At 59.6% G+C, this 20,466-nt stretch carries 19 protein-coding genes and 1 riboswitch; of the genes, 5 read left to right on the forward strand and 14 right to left on the reverse strand.

Going from position 1 to position 20,466, the window contains the following annotated elements:
• Positions 1 to 17: 17 nt before the first annotated feature.
• Both ACYQ54_RS04315 and ACYQ54_RS04320 read right to left on the reverse strand, forming a co-directional pair.
• Positions 18 to 1,067 carry a glycosyltransferase family 4 protein gene (locus ACYQ54_RS04315; RefSeq protein ID WP_460079675.1) on the reverse strand — a complete coding sequence of 350 codons (1,050 nt, stop codon included), beginning with the start codon at positions 1,065 to 1,067 and terminating at the stop codon, positions 18 to 20.
• On the reverse strand, positions 1,064 to 1,888 hold the full coding sequence (locus tag ACYQ54_RS04320) for a UDP-2,3-diacylglucosamine diphosphatase (RefSeq protein WP_460079678.1): 825 nt from the start codon (positions 1,886 to 1,888) through the stop codon (positions 1,064 to 1,066). The genes ACYQ54_RS04315 and ACYQ54_RS04320 overlap by 4 nt, the downstream gene beginning before the upstream one ends.
• Before the next feature lie 248 nt (positions 1,889 to 2,136).
• Here ACYQ54_RS04320 and ACYQ54_RS04325 point away from each other — a divergent pair, with 248 nt between their 5' ends.
• Positions 2,137 to 2,916 carry an SDR family oxidoreductase gene (locus tag ACYQ54_RS04325; protein ID WP_460079679.1) on the forward strand — a complete coding sequence of 260 codons (780 nt, stop codon included), beginning with the start codon at positions 2,137 to 2,139 and terminating at the stop codon, positions 2,914 to 2,916.
• A gap of 65 nt (positions 2,917 to 2,981) precedes the next feature.
• Here ACYQ54_RS04325 and ACYQ54_RS04330 read toward each other — a convergent pair whose 3' ends face one another.
• The 4 genes from ACYQ54_RS04330 to thiM form a co-directional block, all read right to left on the reverse strand.
• Entirely contained in the window at positions 2,982 to 4,259 is a 1,278-nt protein-coding gene (locus tag ACYQ54_RS04330; protein WP_460079681.1) for an OmpP1/FadL family transporter, read from the reverse strand.
• Between the two features lie 595 nt (positions 4,260 to 4,854).
• On the reverse strand, positions 4,855 to 5,961 hold the full coding sequence (locus ACYQ54_RS04335) for a TRAP transporter substrate-binding protein (protein WP_460079684.1): 1,107 nt from the start codon (positions 5,959 to 5,961) through the stop codon (positions 4,855 to 4,857).
• 1 nt (position 5,962) lies between these two features.
• Complete coding sequence (gene thiD, locus ACYQ54_RS04340) at positions 5,963 to 6,769, reverse strand: bifunctional hydroxymethylpyrimidine kinase/phosphomethylpyrimidine kinase (protein ID WP_460079686.1); 807 nt, start codon at positions 6,767 to 6,769, stop codon at positions 5,963 to 5,965.
• A 36-nt stretch (positions 6,770 to 6,805) separates the two neighbouring features.
• Positions 6,806 to 7,579, reverse strand: coding sequence for a hydroxyethylthiazole kinase (thiM, locus tag ACYQ54_RS04345; protein ID WP_460079687.1), 774 nt, complete (start codon positions 7,577 to 7,579; stop codon positions 6,806 to 6,808).
• 68 nt (positions 7,580 to 7,647) lie between these two features.
• Positions 7,648 to 7,758: riboswitch (TPP riboswitch) on the reverse strand.
• Between the two features lie 207 nt (positions 7,759 to 7,965).
• Here thiM and ACYQ54_RS04350 point away from each other — a divergent pair.
• The gene (locus ACYQ54_RS04350) at positions 7,966 to 8,202 is read left to right on the forward strand and encodes an Lrp/AsnC ligand binding domain-containing protein (RefSeq protein WP_148587290.1); all 237 of its coding nucleotides are present in this window, start codon (positions 7,966 to 7,968) and stop codon (positions 8,200 to 8,202) included.
• A gap of 21 nt (positions 8,203 to 8,223) precedes the next feature.
• Positions 8,224 to 8,631 (forward strand): hypothetical protein, encoded by a 408-nt coding sequence (locus ACYQ54_RS04355; protein WP_460079690.1) that lies wholly within the window; start codon positions 8,224 to 8,226, stop codon positions 8,629 to 8,631.
• 226 nt (positions 8,632 to 8,857) lie between these two features.
• Here ACYQ54_RS04355 and ACYQ54_RS04360 read toward each other — a convergent pair whose 3' ends face one another.
• From ACYQ54_RS04360 to ACYQ54_RS04390, 7 genes are all read right to left on the reverse strand, one after another.
• A complete protein-coding gene (locus tag ACYQ54_RS04360) occupies positions 8,858 to 9,898 on the reverse strand; it encodes a DMT family transporter (RefSeq protein WP_460079692.1) in 1,041 nt (346 codons plus the stop codon).
• A gap of 235 nt (positions 9,899 to 10,133) precedes the next feature.
• Entirely contained in the window at positions 10,134 to 11,396 is a 1,263-nt protein-coding gene (gene sbmA, locus ACYQ54_RS04365) for a peptide antibiotic transporter SbmA (protein ID WP_460079695.1), read from the reverse strand.
• Between the two features lie 194 nt (positions 11,397 to 11,590).
• The gene (locus ACYQ54_RS04370) at positions 11,591 to 13,888 is read right to left on the reverse strand and encodes a xanthine dehydrogenase family protein molybdopterin-binding subunit (RefSeq protein WP_460079697.1); all 2,298 of its coding nucleotides are present in this window, start codon (positions 13,886 to 13,888) and stop codon (positions 11,591 to 11,593) included.
• A 304-nt stretch (positions 13,889 to 14,192) separates the two neighbouring features.
• Positions 14,193 to 15,254 (reverse strand): succinylglutamate desuccinylase/aspartoacylase family protein, encoded by a 1,062-nt coding sequence (locus tag ACYQ54_RS04375; RefSeq protein WP_460079700.1) that lies wholly within the window; start codon positions 15,252 to 15,254, stop codon positions 14,193 to 14,195.
• Positions 15,251 to 16,156: a 30S ribosomal protein S6--L-glutamate ligase gene (gene rimK / locus ACYQ54_RS04380; protein ID WP_460079702.1), complete on the reverse strand. Its 906-nt coding sequence runs from the start codon at positions 16,154 to 16,156 to the stop codon at positions 15,251 to 15,253. Before rimK ends, ACYQ54_RS04375 begins: the two co-directional genes overlap by 4 nt.
• A 359-nt stretch (positions 16,157 to 16,515) precedes the next feature.
• Positions 16,516 to 16,989, reverse strand: coding sequence for an ATP-dependent zinc protease family protein (locus tag ACYQ54_RS04385; RefSeq protein ID WP_460079704.1), 474 nt, complete (start codon positions 16,987 to 16,989; stop codon positions 16,516 to 16,518).
• Positions 16,990 to 17,203: 214 nt separating this feature from the next.
• On the reverse strand, positions 17,204 to 17,791 hold the full coding sequence (locus ACYQ54_RS04390) for a VOC family protein (RefSeq protein WP_460079706.1): 588 nt from the start codon (positions 17,789 to 17,791) through the stop codon (positions 17,204 to 17,206).
• Positions 17,792 to 17,984: 193 nt separating this feature from the next.
• Here ACYQ54_RS04390 and ACYQ54_RS04395 point away from each other — a divergent pair, with 193 nt between their 5' ends.
• Entirely contained in the window at positions 17,985 to 18,959 is a 975-nt protein-coding gene (locus ACYQ54_RS04395; protein WP_460079708.1) for a DMT family transporter, read from the forward strand.
• 29 nt (positions 18,960 to 18,988) lie between these two features.
• Here ACYQ54_RS04395 and ACYQ54_RS04400 read toward each other — a convergent pair whose 3' ends face one another.
• The gene (locus tag ACYQ54_RS04400) at positions 18,989 to 19,627 is read right to left on the reverse strand and encodes a hypothetical protein (protein WP_460079710.1); all 639 of its coding nucleotides are present in this window, start codon (positions 19,625 to 19,627) and stop codon (positions 18,989 to 18,991) included.
• Positions 19,628 to 19,778: 151 nt separating this feature from the next.
• Between ACYQ54_RS04400 and ACYQ54_RS04405 the strand changes: the two genes are divergently transcribed.
• Positions 19,779 to 20,444: a helix-turn-helix transcriptional regulator gene (locus ACYQ54_RS04405; protein ID WP_460079712.1), complete on the forward strand. Its 666-nt coding sequence runs from the start codon at positions 19,779 to 19,781 to the stop codon at positions 20,442 to 20,444.
• Positions 20,445 to 20,466 lie beyond the last annotated feature (22 nt).

The following is a 20,466-nucleotide window of genomic DNA, read 5'->3' on the forward strand; positions in this document are numbered from 1 at the left end:
ACACCCGGACAGCGGCCTTATTCGGCGGCTTTTCCTTGCGTCGTCCGGCTGTTGTGAATGTCCTGTGCCTCGATGCAATTGTCCAGGAACTGACGCGCACTGGCCGCCCATGTGTAGTTCATGGCGATCGCCCGGCAATGGTCTCGCGGAATATCAAGCGCGGCTTCCGCCGCTTCCCGCAGGTCCTCGGACAAAACACCCGCGCCCGTATCGCTGATGACGTCGAGCGGCCCCATCACCGGGAAGGCGGCAACCGGCACCCCGCAGGCCAGGGCCTCCAGCATCACGTTGCCGAAGGTGTCTGTGAGAGACGGGAACACGAACACATCCGCGTCCGAATAGTGCCGTGCAAGGTCCTCGCCCACCTTCGAACCGGTAAAATGCACGCCCGGATACTCCCGGCGCAGGCTGTCGAGTTGGGGGCCGCCACCAACAACAACCTTCGATCCCGGCAGATCCAGATCCAGGAACGCTTTGATGTTCTTCTCGACTGCGACCCGGCCGACGTACATGAACACCGGCCGCGGCAGATCGGCAGGCAGAACGGACCCCTGATAGGGCTTGAACTGCTGTTCATCTACCCCGCGCGACCAGCGCATGAGATTGGTAAAACCGCGGCCGCGCAGATCCTTTTCCAGCGACCGGGTCGCGACCATGCAGCCGCAGCCGGAATTGTGGAATCGGCGCAGCCAGCTGTAGGACCAGGACAGTGGAACCGGCAACCGGGCGGACACATATTCGGGAAACCGGGTGTGGTAGCTCGTGGTGAAGGGGCGGCCGGCTTTCCTGGCAACGCTTGCCGACAGAAGGCCGAGCGGACCTTCCGTGGCAATGTGCAGATGCTCGCAACCGTAGTCCTCGATCTTCCGGCGAACGATGCCGCGGTGGGTCAGTGACAGGCGAATTTCCGGGTACGTCGGACATGGCAGCGTCGTGAACTCTTGCGGGGTCAGGAATTCCACCCGTACGCCGATCTTTTCAAGTTCCTCAGCCGTGCGTTCCAGCGAGCGAACCACGCCGTTTATCTGGGGATGCCAGGCATCCGTCACAATCAGAATGGAACTCATGCGGCGACCGGCGCTTCCTTGGCTTTCTCCGGCACAGCCTCCTGCTGGGTACGGTCCACCCATCGGATCACCTCAAATGTTCCATCATGGTGCTCGGCAACCGCGGTGCAGCTTTCCACCCAGTCGCCCGTGTTGATGTAGTGAATGCCATCCAGATCACGATCCGCGGCGTGGTGAATATGCCCGCAAATGACGCCATCGACACCCTGCCGGCGTGCCTCGTCAGACAAAGCCTCTTCGAAACGGCCGATAAAACTGACCGCATTCTTGACCTTGAGTTTGGCCCAGGCGGACAGCGACCAGTAGGTCAGCCCAAGGCGGCGGCGCACCATGTTGACCCAGGTGTTGACTCCGAGCGCGGTCACATAGGCCTTGTCGCCAAAGAAGGCCAGCCACTTGGCGTGGCGGATCACCACATCGAACTGATCGCCGTGAATGACCAGATAGCGTTTGCCGTTGGCGGCCTCGTGAACGATGCTGTCGGTCACTTCGACACCGCCGAAATGGGTACCAAGGAAACTGCGCAGAAACTCGTCGTGATTTCCCGGAATATAGATGATACGCGCGCCCTTGCGGCCCTTGCGCAGGATCTTCTGCACAACGTCGTTGTGCAGTTGCGGCCAGTACCAGGATCGCCGCAGCCGCCAGCCGTCGGCAATGTCGCCAACCAGGTATAGGGTCTCGGCTTCATTGTCTTTCAGAAAATCAAGCAGCATCTCCGCCTGGCAACCGCGTGTGCCAAGATGGACGTCGGAAATAAACAAGGCCCGGTAATGCCGCGATGCCTCAGCGGTAGACATAGCACTTCTCCAAATTCCCATTGGAGCGCTATAGACGCGATTCAAGTATCACTATTATGACAAATGACGAGACTTCCTCGAGGCCGATTGTTTTCCAGCTTAATGATTAACACCGGCACGGATCGGGTATTGGCCTCCCTCACTTCATTCCGTTGCTTCACGAACATCTTGCCGGATGCTGACCCGCTCCATATGTCCCTGACGGCATTTGACAGCATCGGGTTTTGCCAGCCACAAAGCATGTCCAACCTGCATCAAGGAGAACGTTCATGGACCTCGGCCTCAAAGGCAAAAAGGCAATCATCTGTGCGTCAAGCCGCGGCCTCGGCAAGGGCTGCGCCGAAGCACTGGCGGAAGCAGGCTGCGACATCGTCCTGAACGGACGTAACGAAAAGGTTCTGGAAGAAACCCGCACCTTGCTGCAGAACCGCTTCGGCGTGAGCGTTGCCGCCATCGCAGCGGATGTCTCCACCCGGGACGGACAAGAAGCGCTTCTGGCGGCCTGCCCGGACCCGGACATCCTGGTCAACAACAACGGTGGCCCACCCCGGCGCGACTATTCCGAGCTGGACCGTGCGGCGCTGATGGAAGGTGTGGTGCAGAATTTCGTCACCCCCATCGAGCTGATCCAGGCGGTTGTTCCCGGCATGAAGGGGCGCGGTTTCGGCCGCATCGTCAACATCACTTCGCTTTCGGTAAAGATGCCAATCGAAGGTCTCGATCTGTCCAGCGGTGCTCGGGCGGGGCTCACGGCATTCCTGGCCGGCGTCTGTCGCCAGCTTGCCCCCCACGGCGTGACGGTCAACAACCTGTTGCCCGGCAAGATGGACACCGACCGTCTGAAAGGCGGCTTCGAGCGCGCCGCGCAGCAGTCAGGCAAAAGCATCGAGGATGTCCGGGCGGCACAGGCAGCGGAAATCCCGGCAAGACGTTTCGGTTCAGCCGAGGAATTCGGCCAGACCTGCGCCTTCCTGTGCTCCCGGCACGCCGGCTACATTACCGGCCAGAACATCCTGATGGACGGCGGTCTTTATCCGGCGGCGTTCTAAGCCCTTGTCAGAAACGAAGGCCGGAGCAATTGCCCCGGCCTTTCTTGAACTGCTGACCAGTCGGATCAGAACTTGTAGCGCAACGCGGCGGAGATGATGTTGACACTGCTGTCGACATCCCCCGAATAGGTACCGAATGCCGCGTTGTAGTCCTGGTGATTGGAATCGATGTTAATATCGGTCGATTCCGGAATGATGTGCGTATAGCCGAGATCAAACGCCAGGTGCTCGTTGAAGGTGTAGCTGGCACCAGCCGACAGCCACCAGCGGTTATTGTCCGGCAGGCGCGTGGAGCGGATCTTTTCGTCGATCGGCGAAATCTCGTAGCCGACACCACCGCGGAAGGTCAGCTTGTCGTTGAAGTCGTATTCGCCGCCCAGCGAGAAGAACCAGCCGTCATCATAGTTGAAGTGCAGGACTGTGGCCGCGGTACCGGTTGCATCGTTGATGGCGCGCGGCGACTTCAGCCGGCTCCAGTTGGTCCATTCAACCGTTCCCAGAACGCGGATCTTGTCGGTCACCTTTTGTTTTGCGGACAGGTTGATCATGTCCGGCGTGATGACGCCAAGGCCAATCGCCGTCGTGACACCACCGGCGAACAGATCGCCATCAAGATCGTGACCGACACCGGAGCGGTACCCGAGACCGATTTCCGTACCTTCGAACGGCCGCACCGTCAGACCCGCAGTCACACCAAAGCCGATATCGTCACCGGAAATCTGGTTCGAACGTGGAAACCCTGCTCCGGATGTGGCGTCGGCGGACTTCAGCGAGACATCCAGATATTGCGCCTGAACACCGATCGCGATCGCGAACATGTCGTTGATCTGGAGCGCGACGGTCGGATTGACGTTCAACGAGAACACGGAAGACGAACGCGAATAGAACTGAGCTGCCCAATTCTGCTCCGGTTTCGTCGACAGGCCGAAGGGCGCGTTGATACCAACACCGAAGATCAGCTTGTCGTTCAGCCGGTAGGCTGCATAGGAAGCGGGAATGAACGCGTCGGATGCGATATCACCACTGCCGATGGATGACGTGCCGAGGAACCCGCCAGACAGCGTGCCGTTGATGTCCGAGCTAGGGAAGAGCCCTGTATTGTGTGCTTCGATGGTCAGGCCCTGCTGGGCGCCGATAAGCGACGCCGGGTTCCAGTACATCGAAGAGATCGAACCACCGGACGTCCCATACCCGGCAAAAGACATACCCTGAAAGTACGAGCTCTGTTCTCTAAGCGCAAAACCGCCTGCAAAGGCCGAGTTTGCAACCACTGATAGAGCTGCAGCTGTAGTAGCAAGTAGAACTGATTTCTTGTTTGCCCACGGCATTAAGTTTCCTCCCATCCCTTAGCCACCGGATGTTTCATGACAACCTGACACAGGGTTTTAGGAGAACGCCGTCCGTTTCAACTGAATAATTACGCCAGTTCTGCCGTCATTTCTTCATGCTGCAATGCGAAATGCGCGGCATTTTTCGTAAGGAATGCTGCGTAGACGATCAAAACACTTCAAAAAGGACAGGTTCCAAGTCTCTTCGTCACCGGACCGACACACTTTCAAACATTTGCCTAAAAAATAAGCACTTAAAATGTCAGCTTCCCATAACGTAATTTAACCCTGAATCGTTGCGGCTTTGCCACAGGTTTCGCCACGGAATGTGGATCGCTTGTAGGACAAGTCCTTTGAAATTCCTTGGTAAAAACGCCAATCACCTTTCCTAACGGAATGTCGATCCGCGCACTACGGCACTTCAAGCTGGAGGCTTGCGCTGACACTTTGTCAGGAAGTTTTACTGCGCCTGATGCGTTTGTTTCACGCGTGATTCCGGAATGACAGGCTGACCGGTTGCAAGCTGCGAACCGGCAGGTTGCACCGGTTCGCGCGCAAAGATCATCTCGGGATCCATTAGCAGTCCTGTCGGCGGCCTGGAGTGGCCGGTCTAACCGTCCCGGGCTTCCAGGAAACGGCGCATGGCAACGTCGCTCCAGGGGGCCAGACGGGCTCTGGCAGCCATATGGCTTTCGTAGATCCTCTGACTGAGCGCATCCTTGCTCGCAAATTCCGCCAGCACGACTGCCGCGGTCTCCCGCAGCGCATCCAGCACATCATCGGGATAAGAGCGAACGGTGACGCCGTCTTCTTCCTGCAGGAGCTTCAGGGCGCCGGCATTTTCCCATTCGCTTTCGGCAAGCGACCGGCCGTTTTCGGCTTTGCAGGCTTCCAGAATGATCGCGCGAAGATCTTCCGGCAGGCCTTCCAGCGCCACCTTGTTGAACAGCGCTTCGCCGGTGCCATTGGGCTCATGGAAGCCGGGCGTGTAATAGGATTTGGCAGCTTTCTGGAATCCCATTGCCCGGTCCGACCATGGCCCCAGGAATTCCGTCGCATCCAGCACGCCGCTATCCAGTGCCTGGAACAATTCGCCGGGTGGCAGACTGACAGGGGTTGCCCCGAGCCGGTGCATCACTTCACCGCCCAGGCCCGGCATGCGGATCTTCAGCCCCTTGAGGTCGTCCAGCGTGTTGATCTCGCGCTTGAACCAGCCGCCCATCTGGACACCGGTGTTCCCGGCCATTACGGGTCGCAGCCCGAAGGGGGCATAAAGCTCGTCCCAAAGCGCCTGGCCGCCGCCCTGCTCTATCCAGGTGATGTGCTCATGCGGCAGAAGGCCGAAGGGTATCGCCGTGAAATAGACCGAAGCCGGGATCTTGCCCTGCCAGAAAAAAGAGGCCGTATGCGCCATCTGCGCCGTGCCTGCGGAAACCGCCTCGAACACGCCCAGAGCCGGCACCAGTTCACCAGCGGCATAAAGCCGGACGCGCAGCCGTCCACCGGACATCAGTTCGATCCGGTCTGCAATCCGCTGCGCCGTGACCCCAGGCCCCGGCAGGTTTTTCGGCCAGGAGGTGACCATCTTCCATTCCAGCGTCGCCTGCTCCTGCGCCACCGCAGGGGCAGCCAATGCGCTTGCCCCGGCAGCGGCGGATGCCCCCAGAAGCCCTCTGCGGCTGATCTGTCCGGTTTTGGTCATTGGCTGATCGGTCATCTCACTTGCTCCAGAACGCGTGGAAATGATGAACAGGCCCGTGACCACTGCCAATGTGAAGCGTATCGGCAGCAGCTATCGCGGCCTGAATGTAGGATTTGGCGGACTTCACGGCCTCTTCCATGCCTTGCCCCTTGGCAAGACCCGAGGCAATTGCCGACGACAGGGTACAGCCGGTGCCATGGGTGTTGTCTGTCTTGATCCGGTCGGACCGCAGCCAGACTGCATTGCCTTCGCGGTCCAGCAGGAGATCCGCGCTTTTCGCCCCTGCCCCGTGTCCGCCCTTGAGCAGAACCGCGTTGGCGCCAAGACCGAGCAGACGCTCTGCCTGTGCGTGCATCTGGGCTTCATCCGCCGCAACCTCGCCCTGCAGCATGCGGGCTGCTTCATGAAGGTTCGGTGTAACGATATCCGCCAGAGGCAGCAGCAGGGCGATCAACGTGTCCACCGCACTGTCCGCCAGCAAGGGGTCACCGGAAGCGGCCACCATCACAGGGTCAAGCACGACCGGGCCCGTCTCAAGTACCTTTAGTCCCTCCGCCACCACCTCGATCGTATCAACGCGTGACAGCATGCCGATCTTGGTTGCCGTAACTGCAAGATCGGAGAAGACCGCCGTCATCTGGGCCCGCACGAAGTCCGGTGGAACGTCATGAATGGCGCTGACACCAAGCGTGTTCTGCGCCGTTAGCGCCGCAATGACGCTGGCACCGAAGACGCCGTTGGCGGAAAAGGTCTTGAGATCTGCCTGAATGCCGGCTCCGCCACCGGAATCCGATCCTGCAATGGTCACCGCGATTGCGGTCATGAAAGCCTCCTGGGTGTAAATGCGGCTGAGCCTGCGTCAGCCGGTCTTGAGACGGGCTTCAATGTCGCGGTCGGTTAGGGAAAACAGCGCGTCAAGCAATTCGGGCACGAGAGTGCCCGGCCCACCTGCCCGGCCGGCTGCGATTTCGCCGGCGATGTTGAAGACGGACAGTCCGCAAGCGGCCGCCAGCGCCCGGTCCTTTTCGACACTGAGAAACGCTGCCAGAACCGCACCGCCTGCGCAGCCGGTGGCTGTCACGCGTGACATCAGCGGATCGCCGTTGCGCAGCAGAAAATCCTCACCGCGGCTTTCGACCCTGTCTTCGGGGCCGGTCACGGCAAAAACCGTTCCGGCCTCGATCAATGCATCGGCATCCGCCCGCTCCGGCAAGAGAGCGGTGAGTTCTTCCGGATTGAGCCGCACCAGATCCGGGTTCAGGGCCATAAGTTCGCGCGCATAGGCGCAGCGCACGGGAGACCGGTTGACGAAGACCGGATCGACGCAAACCGGACGTCCGGCAGTCCTGGCGGCCTCTATTGCGAGCGGAATGGCTGCACGGCGCTCCTCGTCAAGGGTGCCGAGGTTCACCAGCAGCGCATCAGCCCCGCCGGCAAAAGCCGCAACTTCCTCCCGCGCGATGGTCATGGAGGGAACGGCACCGAGCGCAAGCAGCACATTGGCGGTGAAGCTTTGCGCGACAGCGTTTGTGATGGCGTGAACGCGCGGGGTTTTCTGTCGCACCCTTTCCAGAAGGGTGAAGACCTGTTCGGCGCTCAGGGCCTGCGTGGACGCAGCGACGGAAAGGCTCATGACGGCTCTCCTGTGACGGAAAACCCGTTGCCGGTATTCCGGAAAGGACGTGTTGCGGGGTGAGGTGTGTGCATCATGATCTCAAATCCCTCCGCCGGTATCAGCCGGATCAGGTTCAAGGAGTTGGCAGGCTGCCTCTCAGCCCGGTCCTGCATGGCCGGGCACCCCCATGAGATGCTTGCACTGCTAACAAGGTGTCCGCGCGATTGCAAGACCCGGCACGTGCAGGCCGGCCACTCGGCAATTGACTGGCGCGAGGAGATGGGCGATGTCCTAGTCTGCTTTTGTGAATCTGTTGCCCGGCAAGTCTGGCTGACCGAACAGCCCGGCTGATGGTTCAGGTGACACGTTCACCCACTTCAAACACCAACTGCCCGGAGCGCCCCATGGTACCGTTTTTCGTGATGATCAAATGCCAGTTGGGCAAGACCTACCAGGTTGCCAACGCGATCGCCGATGCGGAAATCGCGTCCGAAGTCTATTCCACCTCCGGCGACTACGATCTTCTGGTGAAATTCTATGTCGAGGACGGATCGGACATCGGCCATTTCGTGAACGAAAAAGTCCATCCGATCGACGGCATTCAGGACACCAAAACCATCATTACCTTCAAGGCCTTCTAACGTCAGACCCGGACATATTTCATGCATCTCATTAAATCAGCAGCCCTTTGCCTGACACTTGCCCTTGCTCCGCTCGGCACCACCGCATCAGCGCAAGGCATGCCGCCGGAGCAGATCAAGCAGATCCTGGACCTCACCAAGGCCAACTGGGTGTCCTTTCGCGACTGGCAGGGCCAGGAACTGATCTATTTCACGCACCTGGAATCCTGGAAGTGCGGCATCGACTATGTCTTCTACGGACTGAACGACGGCCCGATCGACCAGGAATGGCAACTGGAAGCCTGCGATCCGGACAACCCCAACGTCGTACTCAAGGACAAGCCGTATCTGGAGCTTCCAGCCGCGTCGGCCCAGTCGATCAGCGTACAGCTGATCTTCAAGGACGGCACCAAGAGCGCCGTTGAACGGTTCGAGTACAAGCCGCAGTAAGGTCCGGATAGAAAACTTCACATTTCCACCGTCATTCCGGACAAGCGCAGCAACGCTTCGCGCAGATCCGGAATCCAGCGCATCTGTGTGAGTGGAGCGAACGCTTCTCTCTTCGGGTAACGCCGCGCCTATGGCGCGAAACAAGTCCGGATTCCGGATCGGCGCTCGGCTTTGCCTCACTTGTCTGGAATGACTGTGGACAGGTCGTAATCCTGGAAATTTCGACCTAAGACTTTGACGGCGACGACGCCCGGCGGGCCTTGGTCCTGTCCAGGCCGAGCTTGTGCTCGCGGTAGATGACGAAGATGCCGGCGGCAATCACGATCAGCGCGCCGAGCACCACGGCGGGCAGTGGCGTTTCGCTAAAGACAACCCAGCCGACGATGATCGCCCACAGCATGTTGACGTAATCGAACGGCGCAATGGTGGAAGCATCGGCAAACCGGTAGCTCTGGGTCAGCAGGATCTGGCCGACACCGCCGGCCAGACCGATCAGCAGAAGCAGCCCGGCGGTGGGCAGGTCCGGCACGATCCACGCTTGCCCCGGTAGCAGAAAGCCGAGCGGCAGCGTGAGCAGCGATAGCACCGAAGACATTCCGGCGAACCAGGTGACGATGGTTGACGTGCGTTCCGTCTCGCACAATTTGCGCACGGTGATCATGGCAAGCGCCGCAAACCCGGCGCCCATCACGCCGATCAAGGCACCTATCATCGAATTGTTGTCTATTTCCGCATCGCCCAGATGTGGCGACAGCACCACCAGAATGCCGACAAAGCCGACACCGACCGCGCTCCAGCGGTAGACCCGCACCTTTTCACCAAGAAGAAGAAACGCCAGCACCACCACGAAGAGCGGCGATGCGAACCCGATGGCCGTCGCATCCGGCAGAGGCAGCAGGGACAACGCCGTGAAACCGCAGACCATCGCCGTCAGCCCGACGGACGCCCGGGTGAGATGACCAAGTGGGTTGGCCGTTTTGAAAGCCAGCCCAAGCTCCCGGCGCATCGCCACCATGATCAGCACCGGAAACAGTCCGAAGAAATTCCGCGCGAACACAAGCTCACCGATCGGCACATGCTCCGCGGCAATCTTGAGAGCCGTCGCCATGACGAAGAATACCATGGTGGAAGCCACTTTCAGCGATATTCCGATGAGGGGAGCCTGCCGGGTCATCCCGGTGGGCGCCGGAGGTCCGGAAAAACGGGACTTCTGGCTCAAGAACGCCATGACAACTTCCAGGTCCGGCTTTTCAATGACAAATCCCACGGTGTACCGGTCCAATGAACCGTGGGAAGAACCAGTTCGACTGGCCCTTCGAATGCAGCATATCAAGAAACGTCACGCAAACAGGATGCGAGTATGCGGGGCGTGAAGTGAAGGGCCTTCAGTATTTGACCAAACGGGATTGACGGCAAGTCCGCTTCCGGGAAAAACGCCGCCCGCTCAAACCGACGGGCGGCACCTCATTTTTCGCGTGCCTTGCGTCTCCTGACATTATGCATCAGAGCCGGGATTCTTTTTCCGCCAGCACCTTTGCAAGTTCTTCCGGAGACATCCGTTCACGCTCCGCAATCGAGACTTCGAAGCCCTTCAGACGTTTGTAGATGGACAGAAGCTCGATGATCGTCGTCCAGGAATTGACCAGGTACTGGAACGAGTTTGAAACCTGGCCGAAGGCGGTCAGGATCTGTTGCAGAATACCGTAGGTGATCGCACCGGAGACAATCGTGGGAACGAGGATGAAGTAGGTGAACAGATTGTCCGCCTGAAGGTAGATGCCTCTGGCCAGATTGAAATAGAGGTAGTGTCGGTAAAGGCGGAAATAGTTCTTGCGAACATTGGCGAACAGTTCCGACAGCGTTATCGGCTGCGCCCTGTTTTCGTAGTCCTCGCCATAGACCAGTTCCTTACGATAGGCAGCTTCGACACGCTGGTTGTGAAACTCCAGCCCTGGCAGCTTGATACCGACCAGCGCCAGCAATCCCGTGCCGAACAACGACCACAGGATCGCCGCCGTGAACAAGGGGGCCGGAATGGCTCCGACGATCGGCAGCTCCGAGACGTAGCTCGACAGCGACAGCAAGACGGGCAGAAAGGCGATCAGCGTCATGACCGAGTCGATCATTGCGACGCCAAGCCCTTCCATGATCGCGGCAAACCGCATCGTATCTTCCTGAATACGCTGCGAAGCACCTTCGATATGGCGGACGTTGGCCCACTTTTCCACGTAGTAGTCGTTCATCGCCGTACGCCATCGGAAGACGTAGTGGCTCACGAAAAACCGGGTAAAGACATACAGGACGACCTGAAACGCCACGATTTGCACGAACACGATCATGAGCGAATAGAAGTCCCACGCCGTGACACCCTTGTCGCCCGGCAACGCGTTCTGCAGCGTATCGCCGAACGGTCTGCGCCAGTTGTTGATGGCGACCGAAACCTGCACTGAATAGTAGGTCGAGAAGATGATCGCGGACGATCCCCAGACAGACCAGATCTGCCAGCGATGATTTCTGGCGAAGAACCACCAGAACCCGCCGAACAGGACCGTGCAGATGAAATAGTAGCAGTAGAACCAGAGGAACTCGGGCGAGACGAAGAAACCGGGGCCCACAATCTCTTTGTGATTGGTCTCCGAAACGCCGAAGCCGAGCGGACCGCTCAAGCCATCGGCAAAGCTATACCAGAAAGCGACGGCAACAATGGTCCACAGCAAAGCCGAGGTAAAAAACAGCCTCGGTCTTGGAAAGAAGGATTGAAACACAGGCGACAGTCCTGTTCCTAGGGATCTACGATTCTCGCGCACCGATGAACCGCAAGATTGCGGCAAGAACCAGATAATTCATACGGTTATTTAAAAAAAGCCACAGACACAATCATGAGATCCCGGTTTTACCGGTGTCAACTTGTGGCCGGAAAGAAAAAAGGCGCCCACAGAAGGCGCCTTTTCGGTTTCCGTTATCTTGCAGCCTGGATGGCTTCCCAGACTTTCAGCGGTGTTGCCGGCATGTCGATCAGTTCGCTCACCCCTGCCCCGTCCTTCAGGGCGTTCTGCACGGCATTCATGACGGACGCACATCCGCCGATGGTGCCGGCTTCTCCTGCACCCTTGATGCCCATGGCATTCGTGGTCGAGGGAACATTGCGGGTCTCGAAGTGAATGTCCGGCAAGTCGGCTGCGCGGATCATGCGGTAATCGAGCAGAGATGCCGTCAGAAGCTGGCCGTCCTCGTCATAGATCGTCTGCTCGCACAGGGCCTGGCTGAGTGCGGATGCCGCACCGCCGTGGACCTGACCGGCCAGCAGCAACGGGTTCACCGTGACGCCGAAATCGTCGACGATCACGTAATTCACGATGGCAACGTCACCGGTGTCCGGATCGATTTCCACTTCGCAGACATGGGTGCCGTTCGGATAGGTCGCCTCGGTCTGGTTGACCTCTTCGCGGGCGGTCAGGGTTTCCCCCGCGCCTGCTGCGATCTCCGCCAGGGTCACCTGCTGGTCGGTGCCGACGACACGAACCATTCCGCCATCGAGTTCCAGATCCTCGATCCCGGCTTCCAGCCGGTCGGCGGCAAGTTCCTTCACCTTCTTGACCAGCGCAATACCGGCATCACGTACCGACGGCAATCCGATGGGGATCGAACGGGAGCCACCCGTGCCACCGCCCTTGCGCACCCGGTCGGTGTCGCCCTGAATGACGTCGATGTCCTCGATGGAGAGGCCGAACTGTTCCGCAATCACCTGGCTATAGGCCGTTGCATGGCCCTGGCCGTTGGTCTGCGTGCCGATCAGCAGCGTCAGCGTGCCCTTGTCGTTGAGCTCCAGCGTGGCTTCCTCGCTGCCGGGGAAGGCACAGGCCTCAATGTAGGAACAAATGCCGATACCGCGATACCTGCCGTGTTTGGCGCTGTCTTCCTGGCGGGCCTTGAAGCCGTCCCAGTCGGCAACTTCCAGCGCCTTTTGCAGATGCCCGGCGAAATCACCAGTGTCGTACATGCGACCGGTCTGGGTCGTGTAGGGCAGTTGCTCGGGCTTGATGAAGTTGCGTTTGCGGATCTCTACCGACCCGAGGCCAGTTTCCTCACCTGCCTTCTCGATCAGACGCTCGATCAGATAGGCAGCCTCCGGGCGGCCGGCGCCGCGGAACGCGTCGGTCGGCACTGTGTGCATGTAGACGCCCTCGACCTTCGTAAAGACCGCCGGAATGTCATAAAGGCCGGACGTCATTGACGTGCCGACGAAGGGAATGAACGGGCCGAACTGGTGCAGGTAAGCGCCCATGGCTGCCTTGACATGCACCTTGAGCCCCAGGATCCGGCTGTAGGCGTCAAGCGCCAGTTCCGCATGGCTGACATTGTCCCGGCCATGGGCATCGGTGACGAAGTGGTCCATTCGTTCACCCGTCCAGCGCACCGGCCGGCCAAGTTCACGCGCCGCAATCATGCTCAGCGGATATTCGCGGTAGCAGAACATCTTGGTGCCAAAGCCGCCACCGACTTCCGGCGTGATCACCTGCAGTTTGTCAGCTTCCAGATCCAGAATGCTGCAGATGATGTCGCGCAGGCCGTGACCACCCTGGGTTCCGACCGTCAGCTTGAACCGGTCGCTGGCGGAGTCGAATTCGGCGACGCAGCCGCGCAGCTCCATGTAGTTGGCGACGATGCGGTTGTTGACCACATCGATGGATACGACCTTGCTTGCCTTTTCAAACGCGGCATCGGTCTTGCTCTGGTCACCCTGACCGTATGTGAAGGCAACGTTGGTCCCGAACTCCGGCCAGACCTTCACGGCGTCCGGTGCCAGGGCCTTTTCGATTCCGACAACCACATCCATCGGGTCGTAGTCGATTTCCAGCATCTCGGCGGCATCCCTGGCCGTGTTGACATCGTCGGCAACGATGAAAGCGATGGCATCGCCCACGTAGCGCACTTCGTCGGAACACAGGACCGGCTGATCGGGCGCCACGAAATTTGACCCGTCGATCTGCTTCGGGCGCGCCCGGCAGGGCATCGTCCGGCCTTCGAGTTCGGCCCCGGTGAGCACCAGACGAATGCCGTCCATCTCGCGGATCTCATCCACGTTGCCCAGGCTTATGCGTGCGTGCGCCATGGCGGAGCGCACGACAACCCCGTGCAGGCAGCCCTCCGGCACGTAATCGCCTGTATAGATGCCCTTGCCCGTAATGAGCGGCTCATCTTCCTTGCGGCGCAATGGGGCGCCAACACCGAATTTCGGAGTGACCATCTGGTTCATGAATCGGGACCTGCTTTTTTGGGAAGACTTTCCCTTGGGAAATATCCACGCGCCGGGAGCGCCGGTTTTCATCAACATAGTGCCCGAAAGCCGACGTGGCCAGAGGTTTGGACAACTCTACTTCGTACAATTGTTTTTCCAGGCGGGCGGCTGGTGCAGAGACGGTTCGCTCTTTCCCGGATTTTGGCGGCAAATCCGGTGTTTGTTGCCCCTGCTTCGAAACAGACCCCCGGCCCTCCTCAGGATGAGGCGGTGGTCGGATGAGCTGCTGGTCGTCCGCAGACGCGCTGAAACCGGGCTGCCTCTAGATAATTTCGTCCTCGTCAAACAGCGGATCTGCCTCAAGCTGCGAGGCGAGGCTGTCGAGAGTTGTTTCCGCGTCGTAGCGTTCGTTGAACTCGGCGATATGAAACAACCCGTCCCCTTCGTTGACCACGGGCAGGTTGGTTCTGCCCACGATGAGCCCACCCAGTTCAGCCAGCACGTTCCGTTCCTTCTCGCCGAATGGATCAGAGGTGATGCCAAGCAGCATGCCGGGTTCGACAACATCGCCGACCGATTTGAACGGCCGCAACAGTCCCCCGGCCGGCGAACGGACCCAGTAGCTCGTCTTGCTGAGAATCGAACGTGCCTTCGGCCGTGTGATGCCTTTGGCCCCCACCATCTTCAGTTCACGCATCACCCGCAGAACACCGGATACCCCTGCCCGGATCGCCATTTCATCGAACCGCAGCCCCTCGCCTGCCTCGAACACCAGCACGTCCGTCCCCTTCAATTGTGCCGCCTGACGCAGGGACCCGTCGCGGACCTTGGAAGTGAGGATGACCGGGGCACCAAAAGCTTTCGCAAGCGCCAGCGTGTCTGCACGTGAAGGCGAAACGCGGATCTGCGGCAGGTTTGTCCGGTGAATGGCCGCCGAATGCAGGTCGATGCCATAGTCCGACCGGTTGACGATCTCGCTCATGAACAGTTGCGCCAGTCTCCCGGCCAGCGAACCGCGCAGACTGCCGGGAAACGAGCGGTTCAGATCGCGTCTGTCCGGCAGGTACCGCGAATGGTTCAGAAAACCGAAGGCATTGACGATCGGGATGACCAACAGCGTGCCCTTGAACTTGTCCAGCTCCTGGATTTCAAGCTGTGGCGCCTTCAGGACCCGGCGCGCGATTTCCACGCCAATGACTTCATCGCCGTGAACCGCCGCACTGACGAACATGACCGGCCCCGGTCTGCTTCCGTGCAGAACATGCACGGACATCGTCACGGGCGTATGATCCGACAGCACGCTGACCGGAAGATCGATCGTACGCCGGGTTCCCGGCGCGATCTTGTGCTCGCCGATCTCGAAGGCTTTCACTTTTGTGGTCAACCGCGTCCCTTGGTCTTGGTTTTGCCAACCTGGGCATTCTTGGCAATAAAGTCGATGATCTTGCCGGCAACATCAATACCGGTCGCCTTTTCAACGCCTTCCAGCCCGGGCGAGGAATTGACCTCCATCACCACCGGTCCGTGATTGGATCGCAGCATGTCGACACCGCAGACGTTCAGCCCCATGGTCTTCGCCGCGCGAATGGCGGTCGAACGTTCCTCGGGCGAGATCTTGATGGCGGCCGCACTGCCGCCACGGTGCAGGTTGGAGCGGAATTCGCCTTCGGCGCCCGTCCGTTTCATGGCGGCGATGACCTTGCCGCCAACGACCAGCGCGCGGATGTCCGTCCCACCCGCTTCCTTGATGAATTCCTGCACCAGAATGTTCACATTGGCGCCTCGAAACGCCTCGATGACCGACTTGGCCGAACGCTCGGTATCGGCAAGAACCACGCCGATACCCTGTGTGCCTTCCAGCAGCTTGATCACCACCGGGGCACCGCCGGCGGTAGCCAGCACTTCCTCGGTCATCTTCGGATCGTGGGCGAAGGTCGTCACCGGCAGGCCGATGCCGTCGCGGGCAAGCAACTGCATCGACCGCAGCTTGTCCCGCGACCGGCCGATGGCAACGGACTCATTCAATGGGTATACGCCCATCATCTCGAACTGACGAAGCACCGCCAACCCGTAGAAAGTGACCGAGGCACCGATCCTCGGGATAACCGCGTCGAAACCGGTCAGCTTTTCGCCATTGTAGTAGATCTCCGGTCGCCGCGAGGCGATGTTCATGTAGCAGCGCAGCGTGTTGATGATTTCCAGCTCGTGACCGCGCTCTTCGGCAGCATCCTTCAGGCGCTTGTGCGAATAGAGGTCGGGATTCCGTGCCATCATAGCAATCTTCATTGGTTCAAGTCCCTCCGTCTCAGCCTTGTTCCGAACGGTGTTGCGACACCGAATGTTCAGTGAATGATTGTTTTCTGCCGCGTAAACGCGCGGCTTTGGGTGTAGACCCATGAATGAAGACGAAATTGCATGAGAAATGGCGAAACGGCGTTAGGAAGAGTGCGCCGGGCGGGCTTTCTGCCCGGTCAAGCACGCTGACGACACGCGGTGAAGCCATTTTCATGTCCTTCGGATTTGACCGGATTGGTCCTCCTCAGCGTTGCGTAAGCTTGAAAATGAGCCACATTTCCTGCGCTTCCACGCCTTGAGGCAGACCAATCCGCCTCAAACCATTTCATCTTCATTTATGGGTCCACACCCTAGTGTTTTGTCGCCAAAGCGGGCTTTCCCGCCAGGAAAGACCGGCCCGCATGCACCAGCACATTGTGCCGCCGGATTGCCGTCCGGCCGAGGATCATGTCGAACCCCATGTTCGATCTGTCCGCGAGTGACACATCCACATGCCAGTGATGTTTTCCAAGATGAAGCAACGTCCGGATGACGATCCGCCTCTCCGGAACACCACTCGTATTCTTGATGTTGCGTTCGTCCAGAACCGGAACTTCAGCCCGGAAATCGCTGTGATGACGTGAGGCCGGTACTCGGAACCGTACCCAGGTCCGGCCGTCGCGCTCGAACACTTCCTGCTCTTCGGCATGAAGTGCGGAGGTGCGTGCACCGGTGTCGATCTTGGCACGCATGTCGAAAACGCCAAGTTCGGGCAGACTCACGATTTCACGCCAACCGATGATATCGGCTGCGGCCAGGGAACGCCCCTTCTTAGCAATTGTCATTCAAAAAAACCCTGGAGCCCCTTGCTGGAGCATTTCCCAAACGACGTTGTTTCCGAGCATTGCATGGCCTGTCGGAGAGCGCAACTCGGGTTGCAGTCCCGCCTGGATACAAGGCTACGGACGCAGCTCATCATCATGATTCACAGTCGCGCGCAAGCGAATTTGCAAGCGCTCGAAAAGAACGACAGGCAGTGGCGGCGTCAGGCCATTGCCCTTACCGTTTGTAAGGGTTCCTGGGGCTCCGGTCGTCCGACAGACTACGTCTCGTTTCGCGTGTCAGTTGCTCGATCGCATCCGCGAGGTGGACTTCCTGGATGTTGTAGTCGCCGCGCGCGACGCGGATCTTGTGCGCCTCGAGCATCACCTCGCCCATGGCCACGCCTTCCGGCGGCACGAAGCGGTAGCTGGCAAGCTCGATCAACAGTCCGAGCGGATCGCGGAAATAGATGGAATCCATGAAGCCACGATCCTTCGGACCGCTATGCGATATGCCGCGTGCATCAAGACGCTCCGCAATTTGCCGGAAGGTGGCCTGCGACACGGCAAGCGCCAGATGATGGACGCAACCGATGGTCTGGGGAGCCGGCTCCGGGTCCGGTTTGCGGTCTTCATTGGTGAAGATCGTAATCAATCGGCCGTCGCCCGGATCGAAATAGAGGTGGCTCTGGTTTGCATCGTCCAGATTGGGTTGTTCGAAAACGAAAGGCATTCCCAGCAGGCCTTCCCAGAAATCGATGGAAGTCTGCCTGTCTGCCCCCACCAGAGTGATGTGGTGCACGCCCTGTGTCTGGATTTTTTCCATTGCCTTCCTCCCTGATCGGCGCAGTTTAATTTGCAACCGCTTGCAAAGGCAAACACCCGCCCTCTTTCCTTCTGGGTGAAAAGCGCTAAGCTTGTTTCAACTGCAACAAACAGCCTTATCCGAGTCTTGCCCGTGCTCCGGCCAAAACGCGCCGCCGCATCCGCATACCCTCCGGCAAGGATCCACGATGGACATGCCCACCCAACAACCGGAGCCTCCCGAGGCAACCGGCAACCGTCTTCGGCGCAAGATGACAAGCCTGACGGAGAACCTGCCGTCAAACACGATCGGCGCGCTCTGGATCCTGCTGGCCGCCTTTCTGTTCTCGATCATGGTCACCCTGATCAAGTTGCTCGGCAAGGACCTGACGGTGTTCCAGATCCTGGTAATCCGCCAGGGTATCATGCTTGCGATCGTGACCCCGAAGATCCTCAGTGGCCTGCCCACGTCGCTGGCGACGAAGCGTCCCGGACTGCAGCTGACCCGTATCGTTGTCGCCGCCACGGCCATGCTCTGCGGCTTCACTGCGGTCATCGAGCTGCCGCTGGCCGATGCCACGGCGATCAGCTTCTCCAAAACCTTTTTCCTGACGATCTTCGCCATCTGGTTTCTGGGAGAAACTGTCGGCGTTCATCGTTGGGGCGCAACCATCGTCGGCTTTCTGGGAGTTGTCCTGATGCTGCGGCCGCAGGGCGATGGGCTGATCGATCCCTATGCGCTGCTTGCCATTGCTGGCGCTGCCTGCGCCGGCCTGGTGATGATCGTTGTCCGCCTGCTGACGCGCACCGATCCCCCGGTCACCATCCTGACCTACCAGGCCTTCGGTGTCGGGCTGATCATGATCATTCCAGCCATCCTGACATGGCAGACACCAACCCTGGAACAGTGGGGGTTGCTCCTGGGGATCGGCATCGTGTCCTGGGCGGCCCAGATGGCCAATATCCAGGCCTTTCGCGCAGGCGAAGCCACGGCCATTGCCTCGCTGGATTACACCCGGCTTCTCTACGCCACCATTTTCGGCGCCCTTGTGTTCCACCAGTGGCCGCGCGTGGAAACGCTGGCCGGGGCCGCGGTCATCATTGCGGCCTCGATCTATACCGTCCGCCGCGAGGCAAAACGCGGCCAGAAACTGGCCCGGGCCTCGGACGGACGCGGTTACAACAACTAGAGCCTCGGGCGATCTGTCTTTCGGCCCGCTCAGGCGAGCACATGCCAGAAATCCAGATCGACGCTGGCAGGGTCAAACAGGCTCAGAAGTGATGCACAGGCTGCTGACAAGACATAGCCTCCGCAGATCTCGCGGGCAGCACCTTCTGTCTCGACGAAGCAGATTTCCGAGTAGGCATTCTCCCCTGCCCGCGCCATCAGATGTGCCCGTGTTTCCGGCAAGGTAGCAAGATATTCCTGCTCGATCCGCCGGGATGCCGCCATCAGCACCTCTTCGGAAAAGCTGCCGTCATCCTTGGGGCGAAACGTACCGAACTCGATTGCCGCAAACCCCTCCGGCACCGCGTCGAGGTCCTCCATCAGGCGGTTGAGACACAGGCGAATGCTGCCGGGATCCAGAAGATCCACGAAAGCCCTGGAACTCGGCGCCTGCATATGCGCTTCGGACATGGCCGCAAAACTGGCCTCGTCCCTGGCCAGAATCGCGTCGGCATATCCACCCGATGCATTTCCCAAAAAGCAGTGAAAGGCGACGCCCGGCTGGTGGCTCAGGAACTCCTTCTGCCACTGGCGGGCAGCAGCAATCAGCTCAGGCGCTCCGACGCCTGGTTTTGCGTCATAGCGGGCAAAGCCCATCACTTTCATCGGTCCCTGGTCTTTTCGCAGCATGAGATGTCCTTTCGTGTTTGAGCTGCCCGCTCTATAGACATCTTCAGAGACAGTTTCTGTCAGGGGAATGTGGCTATGATCGCCTGGAAACTCCCAGTGGCAAGCGCGTTGCCGCAAGCACCTTACAGAACCGGCCGGAGACCGACGTCCCATGCGAACCATCAGGCTGTTTTCGATCCTGGATACTCTGCGCAGCCGCAGGAGCGCGGTTCCGGCAGCCATGCTCGCCGATCTGCTGGGCGTAACGGAACGCACGATTTATCGGGACATGGCAACGTTGAAAGCGATGGGCGCTCCCATTCGCGGCGAAGGCGGGGTCGGTTACATTCTCGAGCGCGGCTATTTCCTGCCGCCGATGCAGTTCGACCCGGACGAACTGGATGTCATCCTGCTCGGCATCCGGATGGTCAAGGCACGCGGCGATGCAGACATGCGCGAGACCGCCGAACGGGTGCTTGGCAAACTCGGTGCCGTGTTGTCCGAAGGAGAACGCTCGTTGAACCGTCCGCTGCTTGCCGTCGGCAAGGCCGCCTCTGCACAAGGCCAGGGCACTCTTACACCTCTGCGCGATGCCATCCGCAATCGGCGCAAGGTGCACCTCGGCTACAGCGACATGCAAGACCGCGTCAGTGACCGCCTCACCCGTCCATTGGGGTTGACCGCGTTTGAAAGTGTCTGGGTGCTGACCGCCTGGTGCGAAATGCGCGACGGCTTCCGCAATTTCCGGCTCGACCGCATCAAGGCATACCAGATCACCGACACCCGGTTTCCCGTAGAGACCGGCAAGGAATTTCAGGATTATCTGAAGACACTTTGAAGCGGCCGGGGCGGGATCCTCG

Source organism: Roseibium sp. LAB1 (assembly GCF_054658235.1).

Coding starts and splice junctions, on each gene's coding strand:
- ACYQ54_RS04315 (WP_460079675.1), bottom strand. CDS start 1,067: ATGAGTTCCATTCTGATTGTGACGGATGCCTGGCATCCCCAGATAAAC.
- ACYQ54_RS04320 (WP_460079678.1), bottom strand. CDS start 1,888: ATGGGAATTTGGAGAAGTGCTATGTCTACCGCTGAGGCATCGCGGCAT.
- ACYQ54_RS04325 (WP_460079679.1), top strand. CDS start 2,137: ATGGACCTCGGCCTCAAAGGCAAAAAGGCAATCATCTGTGCGTCAAGC.
- ACYQ54_RS04330 (WP_460079681.1), bottom strand. CDS start 4,259: ATGGGAGGAAACTTAATGCCGTGGGCAAACAAGAAATCAGTTCTACTT.
- ACYQ54_RS04335 (WP_460079684.1), bottom strand. CDS start 5,961: ATGACCGATCAGCCAATGACCAAAACCGGACAGATCAGCCGCAGAGGG.
- thiD (WP_460079686.1), bottom strand. CDS start 6,769: ATGACCGCAATCGCGGTGACCATTGCAGGATCGGATTCCGGTGGCGGA.
- thiM (WP_460079687.1), bottom strand. CDS start 7,579: ATGAGCCTTTCCGTCGCTGCGTCCACGCAGGCCCTGAGCGCCGAACAG.
- ACYQ54_RS04350 (WP_148587290.1), top strand. CDS start 7,966: ATGGTACCGTTTTTCGTGATGATCAAATGCCAGTTGGGCAAGACCTAC.
- ACYQ54_RS04355 (WP_460079690.1), top strand. CDS start 8,224: ATGCATCTCATTAAATCAGCAGCCCTTTGCCTGACACTTGCCCTTGCT.
- ACYQ54_RS04370 (WP_460079697.1), bottom strand. CDS start 13,888: ATGAACCAGATGGTCACTCCGAAATTCGGTGTTGGCGCCCCATTGCGC.
- rimK (WP_460079702.1), bottom strand. CDS start 16,156: ATGAAGATTGCTATGATGGCACGGAATCCCGACCTCTATTCGCACAAG.
- ACYQ54_RS04385 (WP_460079704.1), bottom strand. CDS start 16,989: ATGACAATTGCTAAGAAGGGGCGTTCCCTGGCCGCAGCCGATATCATC.
- ACYQ54_RS04390 (WP_460079706.1), bottom strand. CDS start 17,791: ATGGAAAAAATCCAGACACAGGGCGTGCACCACATCACTCTGGTGGGG.
- ACYQ54_RS04395 (WP_460079708.1), top strand. CDS start 17,985: ATGCCCACCCAACAACCGGAGCCTCCCGAGGCAACCGGCAACCGTCTT.
- ACYQ54_RS04400 (WP_460079710.1), bottom strand. CDS start 19,627: ATGCTGCGAAAAGACCAGGGACCGATGAAAGTGATGGGCTTTGCCCGC.
- ACYQ54_RS04405 (WP_460079712.1), top strand. CDS start 19,779: ATGCGAACCATCAGGCTGTTTTCGATCCTGGATACTCTGCGCAGCCGC.